Here is a 17,328-nt window from a genome sequence, read left to right as displayed (position 1 = left end):
TCGATTAAGCAAAAGCTGCGTCAAAAAGACTTGCCGACCAGCCGCCTGCGATATAGAACATATCATGAACAAGTTGGGAGTAGCGTGATGAAACTCAACGGAAAACTCGACTATCTGGAATTGCCTGCGACCGGCGGAACGCTGGACAGCGTCAAGGCGTTCTACAGTGCGGCCTTCTCGTGGTCGTTCACCGATTACGGGCCGACCTATTCGGCCTTTGGGGAAGGGCTCGACGGCGGCTTTCAGGCCGATGGCGCGGAGGCGCCGGCCAAACCGCTGCCGGTGCTTTATTCGCAGGATCTGGAAGCAGCCCTCGACGCTGTCGAAAATGCCGGCGGCACGGTCGTCAAGCCGATCTTCTCGTTTCCGGGAGGCAGGCGGTTCCATTTCACCGATCCGGCCGGCAATGAGTTGGCGGTCTGGGGCGAATAGCGAGCGCCCGTGCCAGGCGGTGGATCAGTTTTGCACAGGGCGAACTCGGCATTGAGCTTTCGTGCCGCTCGTCCTATAAGGCCGCGCGCAGGGGGCAAAGCCCGCCTGCTGGGGCGTCGCCAAGTGGTAAGGCATCGGTTTTTGGTACCGACATTCCCAGGTTCGAATCCTGGCGCCCCAGCCATTACAAATTTTATGAACAAAATCAATTATTTATGGCGAATTCAATTTCTTGGTGTAGCGCATTCTAGGTCACCTTTTTAGGTGGCCTGTGATCGGTGCCTAAATCGGGTTACGGCCATTCTTTGTCGACGGCATTATCGTCGGTTTTCGAACAGGCGGCGTCGACATGACTGTGCCAATTTGCTGATGGTTGCTGGGGGGTGGTGGCGTGGCCTCGACGAGGTTGCCTGCTTTCGGATCTACCACGATGCCGGCTTTCGGGTCTACCATGAACATTTTCTTCATCGGAACGATCCTTCGTCTTATGGCACTTCACCGTTTTGTCGGTCGAGGCTGCGGCGGCGGCCCTATTGGCGTTCCTGTCCCCGGCCTTGGCGAAGGCGCTGGCGTGGGCCTGGGTGGCGGAGAAGCGGGACGTGGTGGCAAGCTCATATCTTATTTCCCTGTCGTAGTCGGCGTTGCCGTAACGGGAGAGGAAACCGGCGCAGCGGGCGCCGGGCTTGCAACCGCTGGGCTCGCAGCGGCCGGGCTTCCTGCGACCGGCGCTGATGGTCGCGATACGGGTTGACTGGGCATGAGTGCGCCGTGTGTCGATATTTCTGAATTAGAGATAGTGGCTGTCGCGAAAGGATTCACTGTCGGCTTGGACATCTCAAGGCCCTATTCCATTTTGATAAGCGAACACCAGAAGACAAACTGCTCCCGTGGCGAACAAAATACCAGATGCAGAATTCAATATCCTCGTCAATTTGTCGCGAAAATTAGAATCCGTCCCCTCCCAGTCTTGCTCCTTCATACGCCTGTCCATATGCGCTATTGCCACTTCAGCAGCCTTCGAACTAACATAGTAAGATAGAACATTCATGAGAATTGCAGCAACAAACAGTATCCATGACCAGACCAGAAATTGATTAGCAACAATGTTTTTCGGATCATGTATGCTCTGCAACACGACAAGAGAAAATGCCAAACCACCAGACGACAGAGTCAATATTGACTTGTCAAACGCTGATGATTGCTGAACACGGATTTCGTCTAATCGATTCCGGTGAGCATAGTATGTCTCCCAATCCATGCCCGCCGGAGGTTCCGATGTTTCGGGAGTGTCGCTCATTTCAGGCGCCCAACACGAGTGATTCGCGGATACCTTAGTCGAAAAGGTCGCGTGGCGCTCCAGGCTGCGGCCCTTGGCTGTGCAGCGACAACCAAAGCGATGTCGGATTTCGATTTTAGACGATCACATTGTATATAGACCGGTTCGGTCACAATTTAGGAGGACTCACCGTGGGTGGCGCAAAAGACGATATGCTGAGGATGGAAGGTGTTTATGCACAGGCTCGCCGCGTTGCGGTCACAGCGGGGGCGCTGTCAACGTGCCCGATCCACGATGATGTCTTCATCGACCAAATGGATAGCGCTTCGTTGGAGGACGCCTATCGGATAGGGGCGGCAAAAGTTCGTGATGGCAAGATCAACTCTGATCACAAGGAGTTCATGGCAGCGATCAAGATGGTTGTTGAGGAAAGCGCCATGGATTGCGGCTACTGCGCAAAGAACGACGACTGACACGGGGCATTTCGGCCGGCGAGCCGCTTGGCTTTTTGGGAATGTGGGGGGACAGTGGGTTTCTTGATTCGTGATTGTGTTCGCTGCGGCGTAAAGAGCGTTCAAATGATAGCTCGCGGCTACATGCAGTATGACAGCCTCAATGCTGACGTTTTTGTTGCCTGCCAATCGTGCAAACGGGGGAGCATCTATCAAGGGCAGCCCCAAAACAATCCGGCTGAGCAGGCGGGGGCTCTAGACGCCAGCAGACACTATGATCGCAATCCTCTCGTGACTGAATTCGCGCCTCCGCCGCTGTCGACCGATGTTCCCGACCGTGTAGCCCAGTTATTTCGCGAAGCTGCAATAAGCCGGCGAGCCCGTCGATACGAGGCAGCCGGCGCGATCTTCCGCAAGACGATCGATGTCGCAAGCAAACACTTGTATGCGACGGACGCACGGCTCGCCGGCCGTAACCCTGCAGATGCTCTTAGAAGCCGCCTTAGGGCGCTTGGTGACCTCAAGATACTTGACGAGGAAATTGTCGAGCTCGCCGATGTGGCAGCCTTGGACGGCAATGACGCGGCGCATGAGGTTGACCCATACACCGCCGCCGAGGCCGAAGCTCTAGAGGACCTTACTGCCGATCTCCTGGACCGGCTGTTCGTTCGTCCTGCCAAGCTGGCAGCCGTGAAAGCCAAACAGATCGCCGCAGGGCAGAGAAAGGCATGACATGCAAAACATCACCCGCCTAAAGGATCAGATTGAAACACTTAATGAATCGATCCGACTTCATTGGCTTGATCTTGCAACGAAGAGCCTCAGCGCTGAGGACCGATTATCAACTCGACGCGCGATTACCCTGCTGATTGACATGCTTAGGGAGCTAGTCGCTAGGCTTGATGAAGCGAAAAGCAGCGCGACGGACGAAAAAGACGCGCTGTGATCCGCGCCTTTCGCTTGTCATCGACAGTCGGCGGGCTACTCGGCTTCCCGCATGTCGGCTGCGATCCAGCCTTGCGCAATGTTTCGGGCGGCAAACGCGTTTGCCGCATCCGCCTCACTTGCCTGGGTCCTCTTTTCGCGCTCGACGTAGCGCACGACGATCATGCGCCCGACTTGTTGCCAGGAAGCCTTGACACGCCCATAGGCGGTTTTCGAGCTCAAAGATATGGATCACGCCGCCTCACTCACAAGGGCGACATTCTCGGCCTTTACGCTCGCCGCTTTGTTCATAGCATGGTTGAACTCGTAGCCGGCAGTGCCGAGAAGTTTACGGAACTTAGCAAAATCGGCTCCCAGGCGCTGCTGCAAGAGCGCAACAGCGTCGACTGCGGCCTGCTCACAGTCTCTCCGTTCTTGTTCGAGCTTTGCCCTGCCAGCCGCAACGAACGCGGCCTGGGCTGCCCTATCAACGCTTAGCTTCGCCTTGATCTTAGCCGTTTGCTCTGGCGTCTTGCCTTCGGTTTTCCGCGCGACCTCGTGCGCCTCGGCCCTTTTTTTGTCCTGCTTGTCCTTGGCGTCGGCGATCCGGGACAAGATATCTTTTGGTGCCGGCGTGTTGCCTGCATTTATCTCAGCGAGCACCTGGTCGCGAAGCACGTCCGACACGGTCGGGGCTGCGAGCTTCTGGATGACGGTTATCGGCAAAACCGACACTGTGTCGTATTTGCCACCGTCGAACTTCTCGACAACGCTCATGTAGCGTTGCGCCGTCCTCTCGTCGATGTTGAGAGAGACTTTAACCCATTTGCCAAACTCGCCATGATCGAGCTTAGCCTTGATCGCGACCAGTTCCTCGCCGATCTCAAACATGCTGCCACCGATACCGGCAACTAGTTTGTGGATACGGTCGGCAGCTTCGGCGAGTTCGGCAGCGGTCGCCGGCACGATCACCTCACCTTCAAGCGCGGGTTGGACGACAACCGGAAGCGTGGCCGGCTCGGTGTCGGGGACTGCGATAGCGTCGAGAGCTTCGAACACGAGTTCTTGGATGGCGTCGTCAAGTTGTGGGACGGTCATGCTGGCCTGGGTCTCCTTGGTCTGCTGGCTGACATAGGCGTCAGCCTCTACCCTATAGCGCTTTGTCAATGGCGCCGACAAAGATACCAACAATCTCCTGACAATCTTCGGTCGGCCGCACGATCGCCGGCCAAATCCGAGTGGCCATGAGCGCCTCGACCATCTGGTAAGACTCGCGCTGGCCGCTTAAGGGGCAAGGTTCGATCTCGGCGAGGTATAGGTGAGCCGGGCCTCACGTAGGATTCCCTGCGCGGCAGGTCAAAAAACCAATAAGTAAGCGATGACTTATCGACGAAGAAAAACCGCCAGAGCAGAACCCTGACGGTTTGACGCTTGTCGTAGATCAGTGAAGAGGACCAGTCCTCACTGATTACAGTATAGCAGAACTCCACCAGCTTTGACAAGAAAAGTAGGAATTATTTCCTACCATGGACTCGTTCGCCCCCCTTTAATTTCATGCCAAGTGGTTATGGGCCTCGTCCCAGTCGCCGGACCACCAGCCGGCTGGTTCGACCAGGATGAAAACAAAATGATTGTCGAGTTTGATATGGTGCTGGACCTCAATGACACGGAAGCGCTCCTCGGAGGCGTTCATCCGCACGAGATGCCCGACCGAGGGTAAGACCTCAAGGGTCACGCCCCACCTGGATCCGTTCCCATCCTCGCTTCGAACGTCATCTATGCCTCTGCCCGTCTCGCGCGTGCCTCTTGTTACAATTGTGTCCTTTACACCTGAAACCATGGCACATCAGGAATAGGACTATCCCCCCCGGTTGGACCTTAACGAAGGATAAGCGCTCACGAGCGCTGTATGAATCATTCGAGAGAAAGACGGGAGATGTCTGTCTGGTCCAACCGGGGGAGATTTGCCTGCTATCAGTCTACAGTTGGTGAAGACGACTGCCTTGCTCAAGGGCGACACGGCCACGTCCTAGCCATATCATCATCGTCCGAATCCAGCGGCCTTCGCCACTACGTTTTAAGGGTTATCTGCCAAGGGCAGACGCACAAGAGGGAACTTGCCTTCAATTCCGGGTCTTGTAGCAGGTTGAGGCAATTAGCTCAGCGCCTGCTTAGAGGTCAAATTGGTGATGCCTGGTCGAAACTCCATCCGCAAACAAGCTTTGGTTTGTGTTTCGAGATCATTATGTTGGCAACTATGGTCACGACAAGCGGGTCGGATCACAATATTATACTCGCAACGGAAGGAGGGACCTAGCGAAATCGCAGAGATACGTGAATATTTCTTCCACGAATATTCGAGGGATCACATTATAGCAGTCTCGCGGCCGCGTCGGCGTTCACGCGAACAAAGTGTCCCAAGGCGAAGCATCGATTCTCGCTGAATGGCTCCTCCTTTATTGCCATCACCGGCTTGTGGAAGGAAGGTGACGGCAACAAGCCGCCCACGTTCACCATGCTGACCACTGAGCCAGGGCCGGATGTGCCTTATCACAACCGGCGAGTCGTTGTGCTCCAGCCGGCGGAGTGGGCTGCGTGGATTCACCTCAGGAAACCCGAGACGAAGATGCTTGGGGCGCTCTGCCGGCAGGCTCGCTCTCGGCCGAGACCGTCCAGCAGGGAACGTCATAAACCTGGGTTCACTGGACGCGTCGATCAAGGCTTGCCGCGACCGCCTGCTAATCGTCCCAGGTATAGCGTTGCTTGAGGTGGTTCATTTGAGCGTAGTGCAGCACCTTCCTGTGCTGTAGTTGACCCACGACGATACCGGGTGCGATCCCCTGCTTGGTGGCAAATTCCAGCACTTCACTCTCCGCGTAGGTGAAGCGCGTAATGAAGCGGGTAAGCGCCTCAGAAGGAATGATGAAGTTAGATGCCCAACCGTCGGCCTCGGCCTCGAGTTCAGCGTCTACGTTCGACATGCCGTTGCCGTCCAAGAAGATCACCTTGCGGCTGTGCAGTAGCACGTGCGCACACTCGTGGAAGAAGGTGAACCAAAAATGGTCGTTCGAAAGGTGGCGCGCTGTCTGCTGGATTAGAGCCCGCCGAGGCGAGAGCCATCTAGAGACTCCGCTTAGTGCAACCTTGGGCAGAGCCCGCTCTAGGACGAACACCACGCCTGCGTCGGCGCAGCGCTTCTGGATATCGGGGAGGAAGACGTCTATTGGGTGCAACGTAAGGCCGCGTATCTCCCTGAGTGCTACTAGGAAACTAGCGCGATCAAATTCCTTCGTCCGAATCTCTTCGGCGCGAAGGTCGCCGATCCGGAGCCAGGCAAGCAGCGCCGCCTGGTCGCTCTCGAAAGACGGTGAGTGGCGGAAGGCCACGGCCGCAAGCTCCTCGAACCGCCCCTGGCACGCCTCGACGCTGCCGCAGCCGAAGAACTTGAGCACTTCCCGCACCTGGCTGGCCGCGTCAGCCTTAAGGTTGAGGAGGCCGCGCTTGCAGAGTTCCTTGAGGGGAAAGGTCCTCGCCCAACCGATGTGCTCGGCTAAGGTCTGCTGCTCCCTCGAACGCGCTAGATGAAGGCGGTAGTTCGCCTCCATTCCCAGCCAGATGGTCGCGGAAGTTTCGAGAACCCGCTCAAGCTGCAGCGCCGTTTCCGGTTCTATCGGCGCCTTGCCCGAGATTATCTCGGCGATCAGCTTGGGCGACCTACCGCAGCGACGCGCCAGTTCACGACCAGAAATGTCGAGCGTATCCAGTTGGTCCTGGATCAGCGCGCCTGGCGGCGCCACGTAGTCGGGCCGATATTGGTGGCGCTCAGACATCGCGTCCGCCCTGTGCTCGAGCGCGTCTCAACCGTTCCACTCCAAGTATCTCGATCGCACTAACTTTCTCGAGTTCGGCCGACGTCCGGGCACCCTTCCGCGAGGGCTGGAATCGGAGTTTATAAGATTGGGCGAGACTCACGGTGTAGGTCCCCTTTTCGGCCTTCAGGCTGATCGGTGGCTTGCGCGGCACCGCGACCAGGGATGGCGCGGCCAACAGCACGCCCATGCGGACGGCGATCGAGCGCGCAACGTCCGGGCCGTAGCTGTCGCAGAGCAGACGATAGCTATTGAATATCGCACAGACCCGGGCGTCGCAGAAGCTGATCTCCACCGTGCACTGCCCACCGCGCCGAATCGTTACGCGTCAGGAAACACTTATTCGACCTCTGTGGCAACCCCGATGGCGTCTCGGTGAGTGCGAGATTGGGCCGCGCGGACCCGGTCGATGTTGGCGGCTCGCGTCACACACACACAGTTCGGGTTCCGGTCCTCAGGGTAGTAGTCCCCGAATTGCGGTCCCCAGAGAACGCTGAAGAAGAAGCGTGGTTCGACCCCGACAACGCCAGTTGTCAAGTATCGGACCAACTCGGTCGCCATCATGCAGGAGCTGAATGTAGCCACAAATGGCACAGAGGGACGGAACCCCGATTCCATCTCGGCGCTCGAGAGTGAGCCGGCCACCTCAAGCACGGAGCAGATCGGCTTGCCCATCAGCGTGGCGAGCCACTCGCGCCGTTCCGGCGCGGCCGCTGCTACATCCGCTTCAGACAAAGGACGCGTTAGGTCGGCCAAGGTGGCGGGCGCCAGGCCTGTCATTTGTTGCTGCGCGACTTCGGCCTGCTCACCAACCGGCGTCTTGAAGACGCATCGCATGCATGCTGCGTGCGAGGACCAGGGATGGGCACTCACCTGGCATTCGAGCAGTTGTCCAATCGCACCGTCTATTATCAGATCTGGCCAGAGGTCCTGCACCGCGTGGCGCGCCTCCACATTGTCAAAGCCGCTGAGGACGACGGGCGGCGTGCGCCAAGCCGGATCCTGTTCAAGCTCTTCAGCCTTGCACTGCACAGGTTCGGCCACGAGATCGCCTGTGAACAGCCCTTTAAGGAAAACAGCCTTCGGTTCGTTGGCGGCGGCCCTCGTCAGCCGCAGGCAGGTTCCCCAATTCTCCTCCCCGTAGGTCTGGCGATCCAGGATGCGGCAAAGACCCCGCAGCGGAAGCCGCGACAACAGGTGAGCCACGCCATTGCCGATCGCGCCTGCCCCCGCCACCAAGAGGTCGACATCGAGCACCTCCGGCAGGGCTGGGCCAGGCGCATCTTCTTCCGCATAGGACCACAGCGAGAAGACGCAACCATTGAGGAGTTGGCCCCTGTCATCGCGTAATTCCAGCAGCCGCTTAAATACTTCGCCGACCCCGAGTGAGGCCGCCGCCAAGGCGCCGACCGGGTTCGAGACGCCACACGTCTGGCTGACCGGCGCTGCCATCGACGTGACCCGCAGCGTCCAGCCATTCGAGGTGATGACCGTCCACGGCAGGTCGGGCCGCGGGGCGCCGCCAATCGAGAGGATTGCCGCATAATGCGCTGGGTCGATCGGAAGAGACACGAACTGCGGGACCTCATCCCACGCGTGCCGCTGCGCCCAGTCATGAAGCTCGCGCTCAAGCGCCTCTTGGCCCTCGGGCAGCGCCACTGTGAGCGATTTCGTGGTGCGCATCAGCAGCAAGAGCGCGCAACGGGCCATCTCACCGCCGTTCTCTGTCTTGAGAACGTCGGCCGTGCCTGTCAGCAGCACCGGCAGCTTGAGGAACCTCTGCGGCTCGAAAGATGCGTCCGCCAATTTCACCGCGCTGGCGCGCAGGCGACTGAACCGAAGGTCCTCGATCATCGACCGGGCTCCCCAACTGTCATCAGCCGCGCGGTGCCGCCGACGACGGCCACGCGCCACGGGCGCTCCCAACGAGGGAGGCGCCGCCAGCGACCACGGTCAAAAACATGGAACCCGCACTGGCCCGGCGTGGTAGCTGGGTCGCGCGCAAAGTGTGGCGCTACCACCGAAAGGTAACCCGGCGCCTGGATACCAGAGCGCATGTCGGCCTCGGACAGGTCAACCCAGGAGCCCGGGTGCGAATGGATTTGGCCCACCAAATATACGCCGTGCTCGATCGCCGTGTCGGTGACGTCACCAAGCAGTTCTGCCGAGATAAAGAGGTGGTCCGGACGCTTGATCACGCCGGGGCCGCGAAGACCGATCACATGCGTAACAGTCACCACTCCAGCATTGCGCCGGCCGAGCCACAGCGCGACACCTTCGCAACCGTGCGCGCCGTCCGGCGCCATCTCGGCAATAGACGCCTGCAGCGCAGCCGCCGGCAGCCGCCAGAGGAGTGGGGTCTTGAACGCGATCATGGGCGATGTCTCGCTGTGTAGTTACAGTCCAGTTCGTGCTGAAGGGTCCGGAGGATGAGTAGCAACGCGTTCCCGCGGATTACGAGCCGTTTGCTGGAATCGGTTCTCCATTCCGGATGCGTCGCATAGCCCTCAAGGGTCCATGTGGCGCAGATGTCGTTGGGTGGCCGAAACCCAGCGCCGGCTGGCCAAGCGGTTGGCATGTCGTCTCTGCCGATCGCCGGATCCACGAAGCGAACGCTCGGCGGCCAATCGCCAGGATAGACGGCCCAGACGAGGCGCGCGGTGAAGGATTCTTGCTCATACCCTTCAGGCGACAGGGTGACCCAGACTTCCAGATCTCCCTTGCGTTCAAGAAGCCAGCATCCCGCATCCTCCGCCGCAACGGCTTCCTTGAAATCGTCGTCCAGGTTGAGCTTAGACAGCTGGCTCATACGCCCTGGACGATCTGCTGGCTGAGCTTCAGCGACAGCGCGTTAGCCTCGCCAGCCAGGACCTGCAGCGTTACCGACAGGTCCTCCTCGCGCACCTTGCCCTTGAACAAGACATAGGTGACCTGGTTGCCACTCTCCTCGCCCTCCTTGAGCCCGAAATACGCGAGCACCCGTGCCTTCAGCGAGGCCAAGGTCTCGGCAGGCGCCGCATGCTTGTCTTGGAACGGCTTGCCCGCCGCCGGATAGGTCACCGTCACATTCAACGTCTGCTTGGCCATCGGAACCTCCTGATCGACCCGAGTGAGTCGCTCATGGCGACGCTGCCCCTATAGGCCTGGAGCGCATCATTGTCTACTTTTTTGTTTCCTACTTAGCGTCATTTTTAGTTTTTCGTCTTATCAAAACTTGTCACCTAATGTGCGCCACATTCTCCTCCATTCGGATGGACGAATTTCGCTCGTTTTGTCGCGATGACGCGTGACCTCCAGCTGCGCGCTTCGGAATGCCGGCCGCGCCAAGTCGCTGCAGGCTCCCGAGCGATGGCGCACCTGCACCGCGCAAGATGGACGGCACCGGGCAATCTCGACAATTCTCCGGATGGTTGTAGCCGCAATTTCAAAGGGGCATCTTTAGCTCTTCGCGTTGAGGCACCGGCCTACATGCGGGCACGATCACCATTTGGGACAAGCTTGACGCTATCCCCCCCGGGAGGATAGTAACCGCTCATGACGGAAACTACCCACTCTTCTCATCCTGCTATCGTGAAACGCCTGAAACGTGCGCAAGGCCATCTCACGGCGGTGCTGACGATGTTCGACGCGCATCGTTCCTGCGTCGACCTAGCGCAGCAGCTCCACGCCGTCGAAAGCGCCATCAGCAGCGCCAAGCGCGAGCTGATACACGATCACATCGAGCACTGCCTGAGCGATACCGCGGAGGGTGGCTCGCATGACACTCTAGCCGAACTCAAGCAACTGGCGAAGTATCTATGAGCGGTCCGGGCGCGCGCATTCTCGACTGGTTCGGCTTCGGCTCGCATGATCATGCAGCCCATGGCCATGATCAGCGCGACCACGGCCCGCATGGCCACACCCACGGCGTCATCGATGCGACAATCGCTACCACCGACCGCGGCATCTGGGCGATCAAATGGTCTTTCATCATCCTGGCTGTCACGGCGGCGCTGCAGATGGTCGTGGTGGTCCTGTCGGGCAGCGTGGCGCTGCTGGCCGACACCATCCACAATATCGGCGACGCCACCACCGCTATCCCGTTGTGGATCGCCTTCATGCTGGCCCGGCGCAAGCCGTCGGCAACCTTCACCTACGGGCTTGGCCGCGTCGAGGACCTGGCCGGCATCCTCATCGTGCTGATCATCCTGTTCAGCGCCATTGTCGCCGGCTATCAGGCCATCGAGCGCCTGATCCATCCGCAGGCGGTGACGTATCTCGGCTGGCTCGCGGCCGCCGGCCTGATCGGCTTCCTCGGCAATGAGGCCGTCGCCGTGTTTCGCATCCACGTCGGTCGCGAGATCAATAGCACGGCGTTGATCGCCGACGGCTATCATGCCCGCACCGACGGCCTCACCAGCCTTGCCGTGGTTATCGGCGCCATCGGTGTCTGGCTTGGCTTCTCGCTCACCGACCCAATCATAGGACTGCTCATCACCATCGCCATTTTCGGCATCGTCTGGCAGTCGGCGCGAGCGGTGCTGACCCGCATGCTAGACGGCATCGAGCCCGGCGTGATGGCCGAAATCCGCCACGCGGCGGAACACGTGCCCGGTGCGCGGATTGTCGATGCCAAGGCCCGCTGGATTGGTCACAGACTGCATGCAGACATCGCCATTGCCGCCGACGAAACTCTGCCGCTAATCGAGGCGAACAAGATTGCGGCGGCGCTCGAGGACGAGCTCTTCAAGCATATGCCGGCGCTGGCGGCGGCCAATGTCCGGTTCTCGTCGCATGATCATCATCACGATCATGGCGACCATCGCGGCCACCCCCACTGACGGTGGCGGCGGTTGGCGGCTATAGCCTCAGCCGATGTTCCCGATGGTATGCCAAACGTTCGGAGCGGTGGAGCTCGAAAATCTGCGTATCAATCGATCGTCCGGCCGGGTCGTTCTAAGCAGGTATCAGGACGGCGATGCGATGCACGCCGACCTCCTTACTTGTGTTCGTCGCCTCGTCAGTCTTGCCCTTGGAGCAGGTATACATGTCACCCGTCTTGAGCTTGAATTCCTTGTCCGCCTTTTTGACGGTGAATGCGCCGGAAGTAATGGTGCACACCATGTCGTTGTCCATCATGGTTTGAGGCGCGTGTGCTCCGGGCTGAAAGACCACGTCGACAATCGAGATGCTCTTGTAGGCGGGAATGTCGGAATTGCCGGTGCCTACCTCAACCACCCTGACGCCGGGCGCAATCTCCTTGCCCTCTTTCGGGCCGTATTTCTTGGTCTTTGCAGCTGCCGCCAGGCTGAACAAAGGTGATACCGCGGCGGCCGTCACACCGAGAGCAATTGCAGACCGGCGATTCATGGTTTTCATCGCATCCTCCCAATATGTTGATCGCGCACGAAAGTGCGTGAACAGAATATATATTAGCACAGCCGCAAATAGGCTGCAGAGAATCCGCAAACGAAGGCCTTGCCCCAACTTCCCCCGTGCAAGGTCGGCGAGGTTGCGGCTGGCGGCCGCTATCAGCGCTACGTCTGCTGCACCAAAGCCAGTCACCGTTTTACGAAGCCTGACATATGCCACGCGCCGACACAATTTGCCGCCGTGGCCTGGAAGAGGCCGTCCGCTTGCGTCGGTGAGAGGTTCATGTCGGTGGCGACCCACCAGGCGAGAACGGCAAGAAATGCACCGGCAACGAACTGGACGGGGAATTCGGCGGGCATGTCGCTTCGGCCGATCCGCGCTTCGACGAGTTCGGCTCGCACGGCTCGGCGGCCGACGCCTCCGGCAGGTCTGATATTTCCGGAAGGCCAACCGAAAGAGACGCAGCTATTTCATCATCATGGCATGCGAACCGTGGTCGCTTACTTGCGCGGCGAACCAGTCATGAAGAGCCTTCACCGTGGCTGGATCGTGTGTCGTGAATGTCATCTCGGCTCCCAAGGGCAACTCCTGATAAGCGACGCGAAGGTTCTGGCCGGCCGTCTTCAGGACTGAGAGTCCAGGCATTTGTTGGCCATGGATGGTGGCCGGATCGGAATAGTCGCCGCGCGCAAACTTGTCGGCTTCATGGCGCAGATGCAACCTGATCGCCATGATCTGCGCGGAGTCGCCATCCCGGGAAAGGACCGTTTGCACGCCTCCGGTGGGCATCTGCTGGAACATGTGCATCGCTCGCTGCTGATCGAATGGCATGACCGTCACACCCTTCCGCTCTACCTCGGCCTGGTGTGACGGACTGGCAACGGCCTGCTGCCCCACGGCCGGCGTAACCATGACGGCGGCGATGGCCGCAATGGATGTGCTGGCGAAGACAATTCCAATGGTTCGATGGCTCGACATGGTGATCTCCTTTTTCACCACCATGCGCCGATAGGTGCCTATGAGCATATGACCGCGATCATATCTGCGAGCGCATCCGCACGATCACTCCCTTGCGCCGCTGGATTGATCCGTCGCGTTCCAGGGCAGCCAACGTCCTGTAGAATACTTCATGGGTCAGACCGAGTTCCGGCGCCAGATCCTTGAGCGGCCGATCGAGGACGATTTCCAATCTGTCGTGCAAGGCCAGCCAGGCGAGGACGCGGTTGCGTGCCGGCCGGATGTCGCGGATTTCAATCCGCTGGCGAAGCTCCTGCAGTTGCCACGAGAGATGGCGCGTCCACGCCAGCGCGACGCTATGGTCCCGGTCAAACAGGTCGAGCATCGACTGCTTTGGCACACCGAGCACCTGGCTTTGCATCATGCCAATGGCATCGCAGTGGTGATTTTCAGCAAACAGCGCCGCTTCTGCAAGACTGTCGCCAGGTCCTGCCACCTGCGTAACGACGAAGTTTCCGTCTGGAAGAGGGCGCCGCAACGCGACCTGTCCGGACTCGACGAAATAAACCGCGCGAACCGGATCACGCTGATGGAAGAGGTAGGCTCCCTGCTGCAGCCAGGTATGCCGCGCCGACGTCAGTAGACTGGGCGGCAGAATACGGCGAAAATCGGCGGGCGGTGAGCTTCTCAACGGGAAGGTCCCTTTGTCGGCGCATCAATCGGTCAGCGTTGCAGATATTTGACGAGCGCCGCGATCGCGAGCGCACGAGGGCGACCAAGGCCTTTCTCCTCCGAATTGGCCATCGCGTAATCGTAAGCCTTCTGCTCGTCCCGATCAGCTTCAGCTCCAGATCGTAGTTCATCCGGTGCGGCCGCGCCTCCCATCGAGAGTGGAACGGAAGCGGCTTGGCGAAGCCTGCCAGGCCCGGGTCAGTTCTGTCGTCGTCATGTCATTTCCTTCTCATTTGGCGGCGATGCGTCCGCGGATGAAGTCGACCATGTCGGGCGCATCCCATTCGGCCGGGCCGATTAGCCGACCGATCTCCTTGCCGTCGCGGCCAATCAGCAACGTCATCGGGAGGCCCACCGCGCCGAGCGCGAACATGGCTTTGGCCGAAATGTCGATGTTGAGCGCAAGGTGGGTAACGCTGATCTCGGCGTAGAATTTCTTCACAGCGTCGAGGCCCTTCCGGTCCATCGACAGCGCGACGACCTCGAAGTCCGGCCCACCGAGCCTGGCCTGCAGCCGGTCGAGCGTCGGCATTTCCTTGCGGCAGGGCGCGCACCAGGTCGCCCAGACGTTGAGCAGCACCACTTTGTCGGAATAATCGGCGAACGTTCTTGATTGGCCGGCGGCATCCGTGAAGCTGATCTGCGGCACGGCGGCTGGCGTGTCGAGAACGGCGAAATTCTGCGGCGCTTCCGCTGCAATAGCGGGTAGCGGAACCGCCAGCAGCAAGCCGAGCAGTATGACGACCCACTTGATCACGGCGCCTCACTCCGTCGCATAAACGGTCGGTGCCTTGCCGTCCTTGGTGAAGGCGTAGATCGTCCAGGTCTCGCTCTTCTGGCCGCCCATGCCAGGCGCTCCCGTGGGCATGCCGGCCAGCGTGATGCCGGTGATGGCGGGCCGCTCAGTCAACAGCTTCTTGACGATGTCGACTGGGACCAGGCCGTCAACGATATAGCCGTCGACCATCAGTGTGTGGCAGCCTTCAAGGTCGGCCGGCACGCCGGCATCGCTGCTGATCTGTGAGAGGTTGTTGACCGGCTTGATCTCGACCTTGAAGCCGTTGTGCTCCAGATAATTGGCGTAGGACTCGCAGCAGCTGCATTGCGGGTTTTTATACATCACCGCGTTGATCGTCGCCGCAAATGCAGGCAGCGGCGTTGCGATCAGCGCGGCAAGGGCGGCGAGGCGGTAGGTCAGTTTCATTGCAGTCTCCTTGGTTGAGTGAAAGGTTCAATTCACGCGAAACACGGTCATCAGGCCGGCCATCTGGTGGTCGGCGACATGGCAGTGCAGCATCCAGTCGCCTGGATTGTCGGCGACGAAGGCGCATTCGATCGTGTCTTTCGGGGCGAGCAGCACCGTATCCTGCCACAGCTTGTGCGGCACCGGCGAGCGGTTGCGCGAAAGCACCAGCATGCTGAAGCCGTGGACATGCATGGGATGCCACCATGCGGTTTCGTTGCGCATTGTGAGGTGGCAGGTTGCGCCGCGATCAAGTGTGAACTGCGGTGCCATGCCGGCATGGCCGTCGCCAGTCATCGACATGCCGTTGATCGCCCACGCAGCACCGCCATTCATGCCGGGCATCCCCATGCCCATCATGCCGCCGACGCCGGCGAGCTTGCCGCCGCCCATCATGCCGCCCTGCAGCACGATATCCTGGCGTATGGCATTTGCGAGGTCCGGCGCCGGCAGTGGATTGCGCGGCAGGGCCAGAGGCGCGTCGAGCGGATGGGGCCGCAGCGGTGACGCCTTCTCATAGGCAAGGGTGGTCAGTGTATAGGCTAGGCCGTCATAGAAGTCGTCGATCACGGCATGCCGGCTGCCGGGGTCGCCTTGCATGTCGAGCACAATGTCGAGGCGCATGGCTGGCGCCAGCACCAGGCGGCCACCCTCCGGTTCATGCGGATCGCAAGGCTGGCCGTCGATGGCGACGACGACCGGGCGGTGGCCTTCGAGGCGCAGCGCCATCATGCGGGCAAGCGAGGCATTGGCGAGCCGCAACCTGACACGCTCGCCCGCCTTGACGCTGAGGTCGGCTGGCGCCCTGCCGTTGATGGTGACGACATTGCCGACCCGGCCGGACATCGACGCATCCATCGCGCTGCCGAAGCCGGCGGCGATCTGGCCGCCGGACGTGAGCCGCCAGTCCTGCAGCAGCCAGATAAGCTCGCGGTCGACGGCGACGGGCTCGCGTTCCTCGACAATGAGCGCGCCGGCGAGCCCACGGCCGAGCTGCACCAAGCTGTCAGCGTGCGGGTGATACCAGAAGGTCCCCGCATCCGGTGGCGTGAATTCGTAGACGAAAGTCTCGCCCGGCTTGATGGGTGGCTGGGTCAGGCCTGGCGCGCCGTCCATGGCGTTCGGCAGGCGGATGCCGTGCCAGTGGACGGTCGTGTCTTCCTCCAGCCCATTCTCGACGGCGATGCGGACCGGCTCGCCTTGCCGCAGGCGCAGCATCGGGCCGGGGATGGTGCCGTCATAGGTCCAGACAGCGGCGGACGGCCCGTCCGCGCCGCTGAATCGCGCCTCACCCGGCGCGACCTTGATCTGGCGTTCGTCCACCGCGGAGGCGCCGGCGGGACGCGGCGAAGCGAACAGAGTAGCACCCGCCGCCGCGACGAGAAATCCGCGGCGCGAAACAGAAAAACTGAAATCGGTGTTCACTTTTAACCCCTTTGGACCGCGAGACCGATGGAGCAGATCGGCATCGGTTCTCGTCACTGCGATCTGCGAATTGGTCTCGGCACGCGGAGACTCGCAAAGACAATCGGACGCGAAAGCCCCTTCCTTGCGGCCGGGACTTGGGCGTCAACTCAGATTGTTGGTCTGGGAGGGTATGGGTCAGGCAGGGAACTTCGCCCGCTTAGCAACGGGTCAGGCAGCACCTGCGGCTGCTGTAGCGCGGGAACTACCGTCACGGCAAAGTCTTGCGGCAGCACCGCGAGCACAGGCGCAATACAGGTCGGCTGACAATGCATCGGATTGTCGCTGCCGCCAGTATGCTCGGCGCAAGACTTGCAATTGCCGTTCATGGTGGCGTCGGCCACCTTGCCCATGCTTGAGGGCATCGCCATGCCCTCATCGGCGGCCATTGTCATCTTTGCCGTCATGACGCTAGCCTGAGCGGCGGACAGGCTGAACCCCGCGGTCAGGAAAACCGCGAACAGCATAACGAGAAGATGTTTTGGCGAAAGCCTTGCCATCACTCCACTAGGCTGACGGCAAATCCCGGCATTTGCAAGTCCCAAGCCCGTGATCACTGGACGCTGCGACAGCCGGCGCACTGTAAGGCAAAATTGCTGCGGTTTCAAAAGACATGATTGACAAAAC

Annotated in this window: 26 protein-coding genes and 1 tRNA gene; 8 read left to right on the top strand and 19 right to left on the bottom strand. The window is 60.1% G+C overall.

Annotation, left to right across the window (positions count from 1 at the left end):
- The first annotated feature begins 87 nt into the window (after nt 1–87).
- Both AC1DXM_RS15775 and AC1DXM_RS15770 read left to right on the top strand, forming a co-directional pair.
- Complete coding sequence (locus AC1DXM_RS15775) at nt 88–432, top strand: VOC family protein (RefSeq protein ID WP_477234000.1); 345 nt, start codon at nt 88–90, stop codon at nt 430–432.
- A gap of 109 nt (nt 433–541) precedes the next feature.
- Nucleotides 542–616, top strand: a tRNA-Gln gene (locus tag AC1DXM_RS15770).
- A 98-nt stretch (nt 617–714) separates the two neighbouring features.
- On the opposite strand, the gene AC1DXM_RS15765 is transcribed toward AC1DXM_RS15770, so the two are convergent.
- Both AC1DXM_RS15765 and AC1DXM_RS15760 read right to left on the bottom strand, forming a co-directional pair.
- Nucleotides 715–900 carry a hypothetical protein gene (locus AC1DXM_RS15765; protein ID WP_477233998.1) on the bottom strand — a complete coding sequence of 62 codons (186 nt, stop codon included), beginning with the start codon at nt 898–900 and terminating at the stop codon, nt 715–717.
- 367 nt (nt 901–1,267) lie between these two features.
- Complete coding sequence (locus AC1DXM_RS15760) at nt 1,268–1,729, bottom strand: hypothetical protein (RefSeq protein ID WP_477233996.1); 462 nt, start codon at nt 1,727–1,729, stop codon at nt 1,268–1,270.
- A gap of 170 nt (nt 1,730–1,899) precedes the next feature.
- Between AC1DXM_RS15760 and AC1DXM_RS15755 the strand changes: the two genes are divergently transcribed.
- From AC1DXM_RS15755 to AC1DXM_RS15745, 3 genes are all read left to right on the top strand, one after another.
- A complete protein-coding gene (locus AC1DXM_RS15755; RefSeq protein ID WP_477233995.1) occupies nt 1,900–2,181 on the top strand; it encodes a hypothetical protein in 282 nt (93 codons plus the stop codon).
- A 105-nt stretch (nt 2,182–2,286) separates the two neighbouring features.
- On the top strand, nt 2,287–2,892 hold the full coding sequence (locus tag AC1DXM_RS15750) for a DUF4145 domain-containing protein (RefSeq protein ID WP_477233993.1): 606 nt from the start codon (nt 2,287–2,289) through the stop codon (nt 2,890–2,892).
- Between the two features lies 1 nt (nt 2,893).
- A complete protein-coding gene (locus AC1DXM_RS15745) occupies nt 2,894–3,106 on the top strand; it encodes a hypothetical protein (protein WP_477233991.1) in 213 nt (70 codons plus the stop codon).
- A gap of 35 nt (nt 3,107–3,141) precedes the next feature.
- On the opposite strand, the gene AC1DXM_RS15740 is transcribed toward AC1DXM_RS15745, so the two are convergent.
- The 3 genes from AC1DXM_RS15740 to AC1DXM_RS15730 all read right to left on the bottom strand — a co-directional run bounded on the left by AC1DXM_RS15740 (nt 3,142) and on the right by AC1DXM_RS15730 (nt 4,819).
- Nucleotides 3,142–3,327: a hypothetical protein gene (locus AC1DXM_RS15740; RefSeq protein WP_477233989.1), complete on the bottom strand. Its 186-nt coding sequence runs from the start codon at nt 3,325–3,327 to the stop codon at nt 3,142–3,144.
- A gap of 9 nt (nt 3,328–3,336) precedes the next feature.
- Nucleotides 3,337–4,182, bottom strand: coding sequence for a DUF3102 domain-containing protein (locus AC1DXM_RS15735; protein WP_477233987.1), 846 nt, complete (start codon nt 4,180–4,182; stop codon nt 3,337–3,339).
- Nucleotides 4,183–4,636: 454 nt separating this feature from the next.
- Nucleotides 4,637–4,819 (bottom strand): hypothetical protein, encoded by a 183-nt coding sequence (locus AC1DXM_RS15730; protein ID WP_477233985.1) that lies wholly within the window; start codon nt 4,817–4,819, stop codon nt 4,637–4,639.
- Between the two features lie 738 nt (nt 4,820–5,557).
- On the opposite strand from AC1DXM_RS15730, the gene AC1DXM_RS15725 reads away from it, so the two are divergent.
- Nucleotides 5,558–5,851: a hypothetical protein gene (locus AC1DXM_RS15725; RefSeq protein ID WP_477233983.1), complete on the top strand. Its 294-nt coding sequence runs from the start codon at nt 5,558–5,560 to the stop codon at nt 5,849–5,851.
- On the opposite strand, the gene AC1DXM_RS15720 is transcribed toward AC1DXM_RS15725, so the two are convergent.
- Genes AC1DXM_RS15720 through AC1DXM_RS15695 form a run of 6 tightly spaced genes read right to left on the bottom strand, consistent with a single transcriptional unit; the run spans nt 5,823 to nt 10,040 of the window.
- A complete protein-coding gene (locus AC1DXM_RS15720; protein ID WP_477233981.1) occupies nt 5,823–6,914 on the bottom strand; it encodes a HigA family addiction module antitoxin in 1,092 nt (363 codons plus the stop codon). The genes AC1DXM_RS15725 and AC1DXM_RS15720 overlap by 29 nt on opposite strands.
- Nucleotides 6,907–7,248: a hypothetical protein gene (locus AC1DXM_RS15715; protein WP_477233979.1), complete on the bottom strand. Its 342-nt coding sequence runs from the start codon at nt 7,246–7,248 to the stop codon at nt 6,907–6,909. Before AC1DXM_RS15715 ends, AC1DXM_RS15720 begins: the two co-directional genes overlap by 8 nt.
- A 44-nt stretch (nt 7,249–7,292) precedes the next feature.
- Complete coding sequence (locus AC1DXM_RS15710) at nt 7,293–8,807, bottom strand: ThiF family adenylyltransferase (RefSeq protein WP_477233977.1); 1,515 nt, start codon at nt 8,805–8,807, stop codon at nt 7,293–7,295.
- On the bottom strand, nt 8,804–9,328 hold the full coding sequence (locus AC1DXM_RS15705) for an MPN domain-containing protein (RefSeq protein ID WP_477233975.1): 525 nt from the start codon (nt 9,326–9,328) through the stop codon (nt 8,804–8,806). Before AC1DXM_RS15705 ends, AC1DXM_RS15710 begins: the two co-directional genes overlap by 4 nt.
- Nucleotides 9,325–9,762 carry a hypothetical protein gene (locus AC1DXM_RS15700; protein WP_477233973.1) on the bottom strand — a complete coding sequence of 146 codons (438 nt, stop codon included), beginning with the start codon at nt 9,760–9,762 and terminating at the stop codon, nt 9,325–9,327. Before AC1DXM_RS15700 ends, AC1DXM_RS15705 begins: the two co-directional genes overlap by 4 nt.
- A complete protein-coding gene (locus AC1DXM_RS15695; RefSeq protein WP_477233971.1) occupies nt 9,759–10,040 on the bottom strand; it encodes a hypothetical protein in 282 nt (93 codons plus the stop codon). The genes AC1DXM_RS15700 and AC1DXM_RS15695 overlap by 4 nt, the downstream gene beginning before the upstream one ends.
- 447 nt (nt 10,041–10,487) lie before the next feature.
- Between AC1DXM_RS15695 and AC1DXM_RS15690 the strand changes: the two genes are divergently transcribed.
- Both AC1DXM_RS15690 and AC1DXM_RS15685 read left to right on the top strand, forming a co-directional pair.
- Complete coding sequence (locus tag AC1DXM_RS15690; protein WP_477233969.1) at nt 10,488–10,754, top strand: metal-sensing transcriptional repressor; 267 nt, start codon at nt 10,488–10,490, stop codon at nt 10,752–10,754.
- A complete protein-coding gene (locus AC1DXM_RS15685) occupies nt 10,751–11,773 on the top strand; it encodes a cation diffusion facilitator family transporter (protein WP_477233967.1) in 1,023 nt (340 codons plus the stop codon). The genes AC1DXM_RS15690 and AC1DXM_RS15685 overlap by 4 nt, the downstream gene beginning before the upstream one ends.
- 115 nt (nt 11,774–11,888) lie before the next feature.
- Here the strand turns inward: AC1DXM_RS15685 and AC1DXM_RS15680 are convergent, their stop codons facing one another.
- The 8 genes from AC1DXM_RS15680 to AC1DXM_RS15645 all read right to left on the bottom strand — a co-directional run bounded on the left by AC1DXM_RS15680 (nt 11,889) and on the right by AC1DXM_RS15645 (nt 17,201).
- On the bottom strand, nt 11,889–12,311 hold the full coding sequence (locus AC1DXM_RS15680; protein ID WP_477233965.1) for a hypothetical protein: 423 nt from the start codon (nt 12,309–12,311) through the stop codon (nt 11,889–11,891).
- 182 nt (nt 12,312–12,493) lie between these two features.
- Nucleotides 12,494–12,664 carry a TetR-like C-terminal domain-containing protein gene (locus AC1DXM_RS15675; RefSeq protein ID WP_477233963.1) on the bottom strand — a complete coding sequence of 57 codons (171 nt, stop codon included), beginning with the start codon at nt 12,662–12,664 and terminating at the stop codon, nt 12,494–12,496.
- A 106-nt stretch (nt 12,665–12,770) separates the two neighbouring features.
- Nucleotides 12,771–13,331: a hypothetical protein gene (locus tag AC1DXM_RS15670; protein ID WP_477233961.1), complete on the bottom strand. Its 561-nt coding sequence runs from the start codon at nt 13,329–13,331 to the stop codon at nt 12,771–12,773.
- Between the two features lie 10 nt (nt 13,332–13,341).
- Nucleotides 13,342–13,953 (bottom strand): Crp/Fnr family transcriptional regulator, encoded by a 612-nt coding sequence (locus tag AC1DXM_RS15665; protein ID WP_477233959.1) that lies wholly within the window; start codon nt 13,951–13,953, stop codon nt 13,342–13,344.
- A gap of 270 nt (nt 13,954–14,223) precedes the next feature.
- On the bottom strand, nt 14,224–14,751 hold the full coding sequence (locus AC1DXM_RS15660; protein WP_477233957.1) for a TlpA family protein disulfide reductase: 528 nt from the start codon (nt 14,749–14,751) through the stop codon (nt 14,224–14,226).
- 6 nt (nt 14,752–14,757) lie between these two features.
- Nucleotides 14,758–15,198: a DUF411 domain-containing protein gene (locus AC1DXM_RS15655; RefSeq protein WP_477233955.1), complete on the bottom strand. Its 441-nt coding sequence runs from the start codon at nt 15,196–15,198 to the stop codon at nt 14,758–14,760.
- 27 nt (nt 15,199–15,225) lie between these two features.
- A complete protein-coding gene (locus AC1DXM_RS15650; RefSeq protein WP_477233953.1) occupies nt 15,226–16,662 on the bottom strand; it encodes a multicopper oxidase family protein in 1,437 nt (478 codons plus the stop codon).
- A 149-nt stretch (nt 16,663–16,811) separates the two neighbouring features.
- Nucleotides 16,812–17,201: a hypothetical protein gene (locus AC1DXM_RS15645; RefSeq protein ID WP_477233951.1), complete on the bottom strand. Its 390-nt coding sequence runs from the start codon at nt 17,199–17,201 to the stop codon at nt 16,812–16,814.
- Nucleotides 17,202–17,328 lie beyond the last annotated feature (127 nt).

The sequence above is a fragment of the Mesorhizobium sp. P3_A2 genome (assembly GCF_056403115.1).
Note: the sequence above shows the minus strand (reverse complement) of the source record. Positions and strands in the feature narration are given on the sequence as shown.

Coding starts and splice junctions, on each gene's coding strand:
- AC1DXM_RS15775 (WP_477234000.1), top strand. CDS start 88: ATGAAACTCAACGGAAAACTCGACTATCTGGAATTGCCTGCGACCGGC.
- AC1DXM_RS15765 (WP_477233998.1), bottom strand. CDS start 900: ATGAAGAAAATGTTCATGGTAGACCCGAAAGCCGGCATCGTGGTAGAT.
- AC1DXM_RS15760 (WP_477233996.1), bottom strand. CDS start 1,729: ATGAGCGACACTCCCGAAACATCGGAACCTCCGGCGGGCATGGATTGG.
- AC1DXM_RS15750 (WP_477233993.1), top strand. CDS start 2,287: ATGATAGCTCGCGGCTACATGCAGTATGACAGCCTCAATGCTGACGTT.
- AC1DXM_RS15745 (WP_477233991.1), top strand. CDS start 2,894: ATGCAAAACATCACCCGCCTAAAGGATCAGATTGAAACACTTAATGAA.
- AC1DXM_RS15735 (WP_477233987.1), bottom strand. CDS start 4,182: ATGACCGTCCCACAACTTGACGACGCCATCCAAGAACTCGTGTTCGAA.
- AC1DXM_RS15720 (WP_477233981.1), bottom strand. CDS start 6,914: ATGTCTGAGCGCCACCAATATCGGCCCGACTACGTGGCGCCGCCAGGC.
- AC1DXM_RS15710 (WP_477233977.1), bottom strand. CDS start 8,807: ATGATCGAGGACCTTCGGTTCAGTCGCCTGCGCGCCAGCGCGGTGAAA.
- AC1DXM_RS15705 (WP_477233975.1), bottom strand. CDS start 9,328: ATGATCGCGTTCAAGACCCCACTCCTCTGGCGGCTGCCGGCGGCTGCG.
- AC1DXM_RS15700 (WP_477233973.1), bottom strand. CDS start 9,762: ATGAGCCAGCTGTCTAAGCTCAACCTGGACGACGATTTCAAGGAAGCC.
- AC1DXM_RS15695 (WP_477233971.1), bottom strand. CDS start 10,040: ATGGCCAAGCAGACGTTGAATGTGACGGTGACCTATCCGGCGGCGGGC.
- AC1DXM_RS15690 (WP_477233969.1), top strand. CDS start 10,488: ATGACGGAAACTACCCACTCTTCTCATCCTGCTATCGTGAAACGCCTG.
- AC1DXM_RS15685 (WP_477233967.1), top strand. CDS start 10,751: ATGAGCGGTCCGGGCGCGCGCATTCTCGACTGGTTCGGCTTCGGCTCG.
- AC1DXM_RS15680 (WP_477233965.1), bottom strand. CDS start 12,311: ATGAAAACCATGAATCGCCGGTCTGCAATTGCTCTCGGTGTGACGGCC.
- AC1DXM_RS15675 (WP_477233963.1), bottom strand. CDS start 12,664: ATGCCCGCCGAATTCCCCGTCCAGTTCGTTGCCGGTGCATTTCTTGCC.
- AC1DXM_RS15670 (WP_477233961.1), bottom strand. CDS start 13,331: ATGCTCATAGGCACCTATCGGCGCATGGTGGTGAAAAAGGAGATCACC.
- AC1DXM_RS15655 (WP_477233955.1), bottom strand. CDS start 15,198: ATGAAACTGACCTACCGCCTCGCCGCCCTTGCCGCGCTGATCGCAACG.
- AC1DXM_RS15645 (WP_477233951.1), bottom strand. CDS start 17,201: ATGGCAAGGCTTTCGCCAAAACATCTTCTCGTTATGCTGTTCGCGGTT.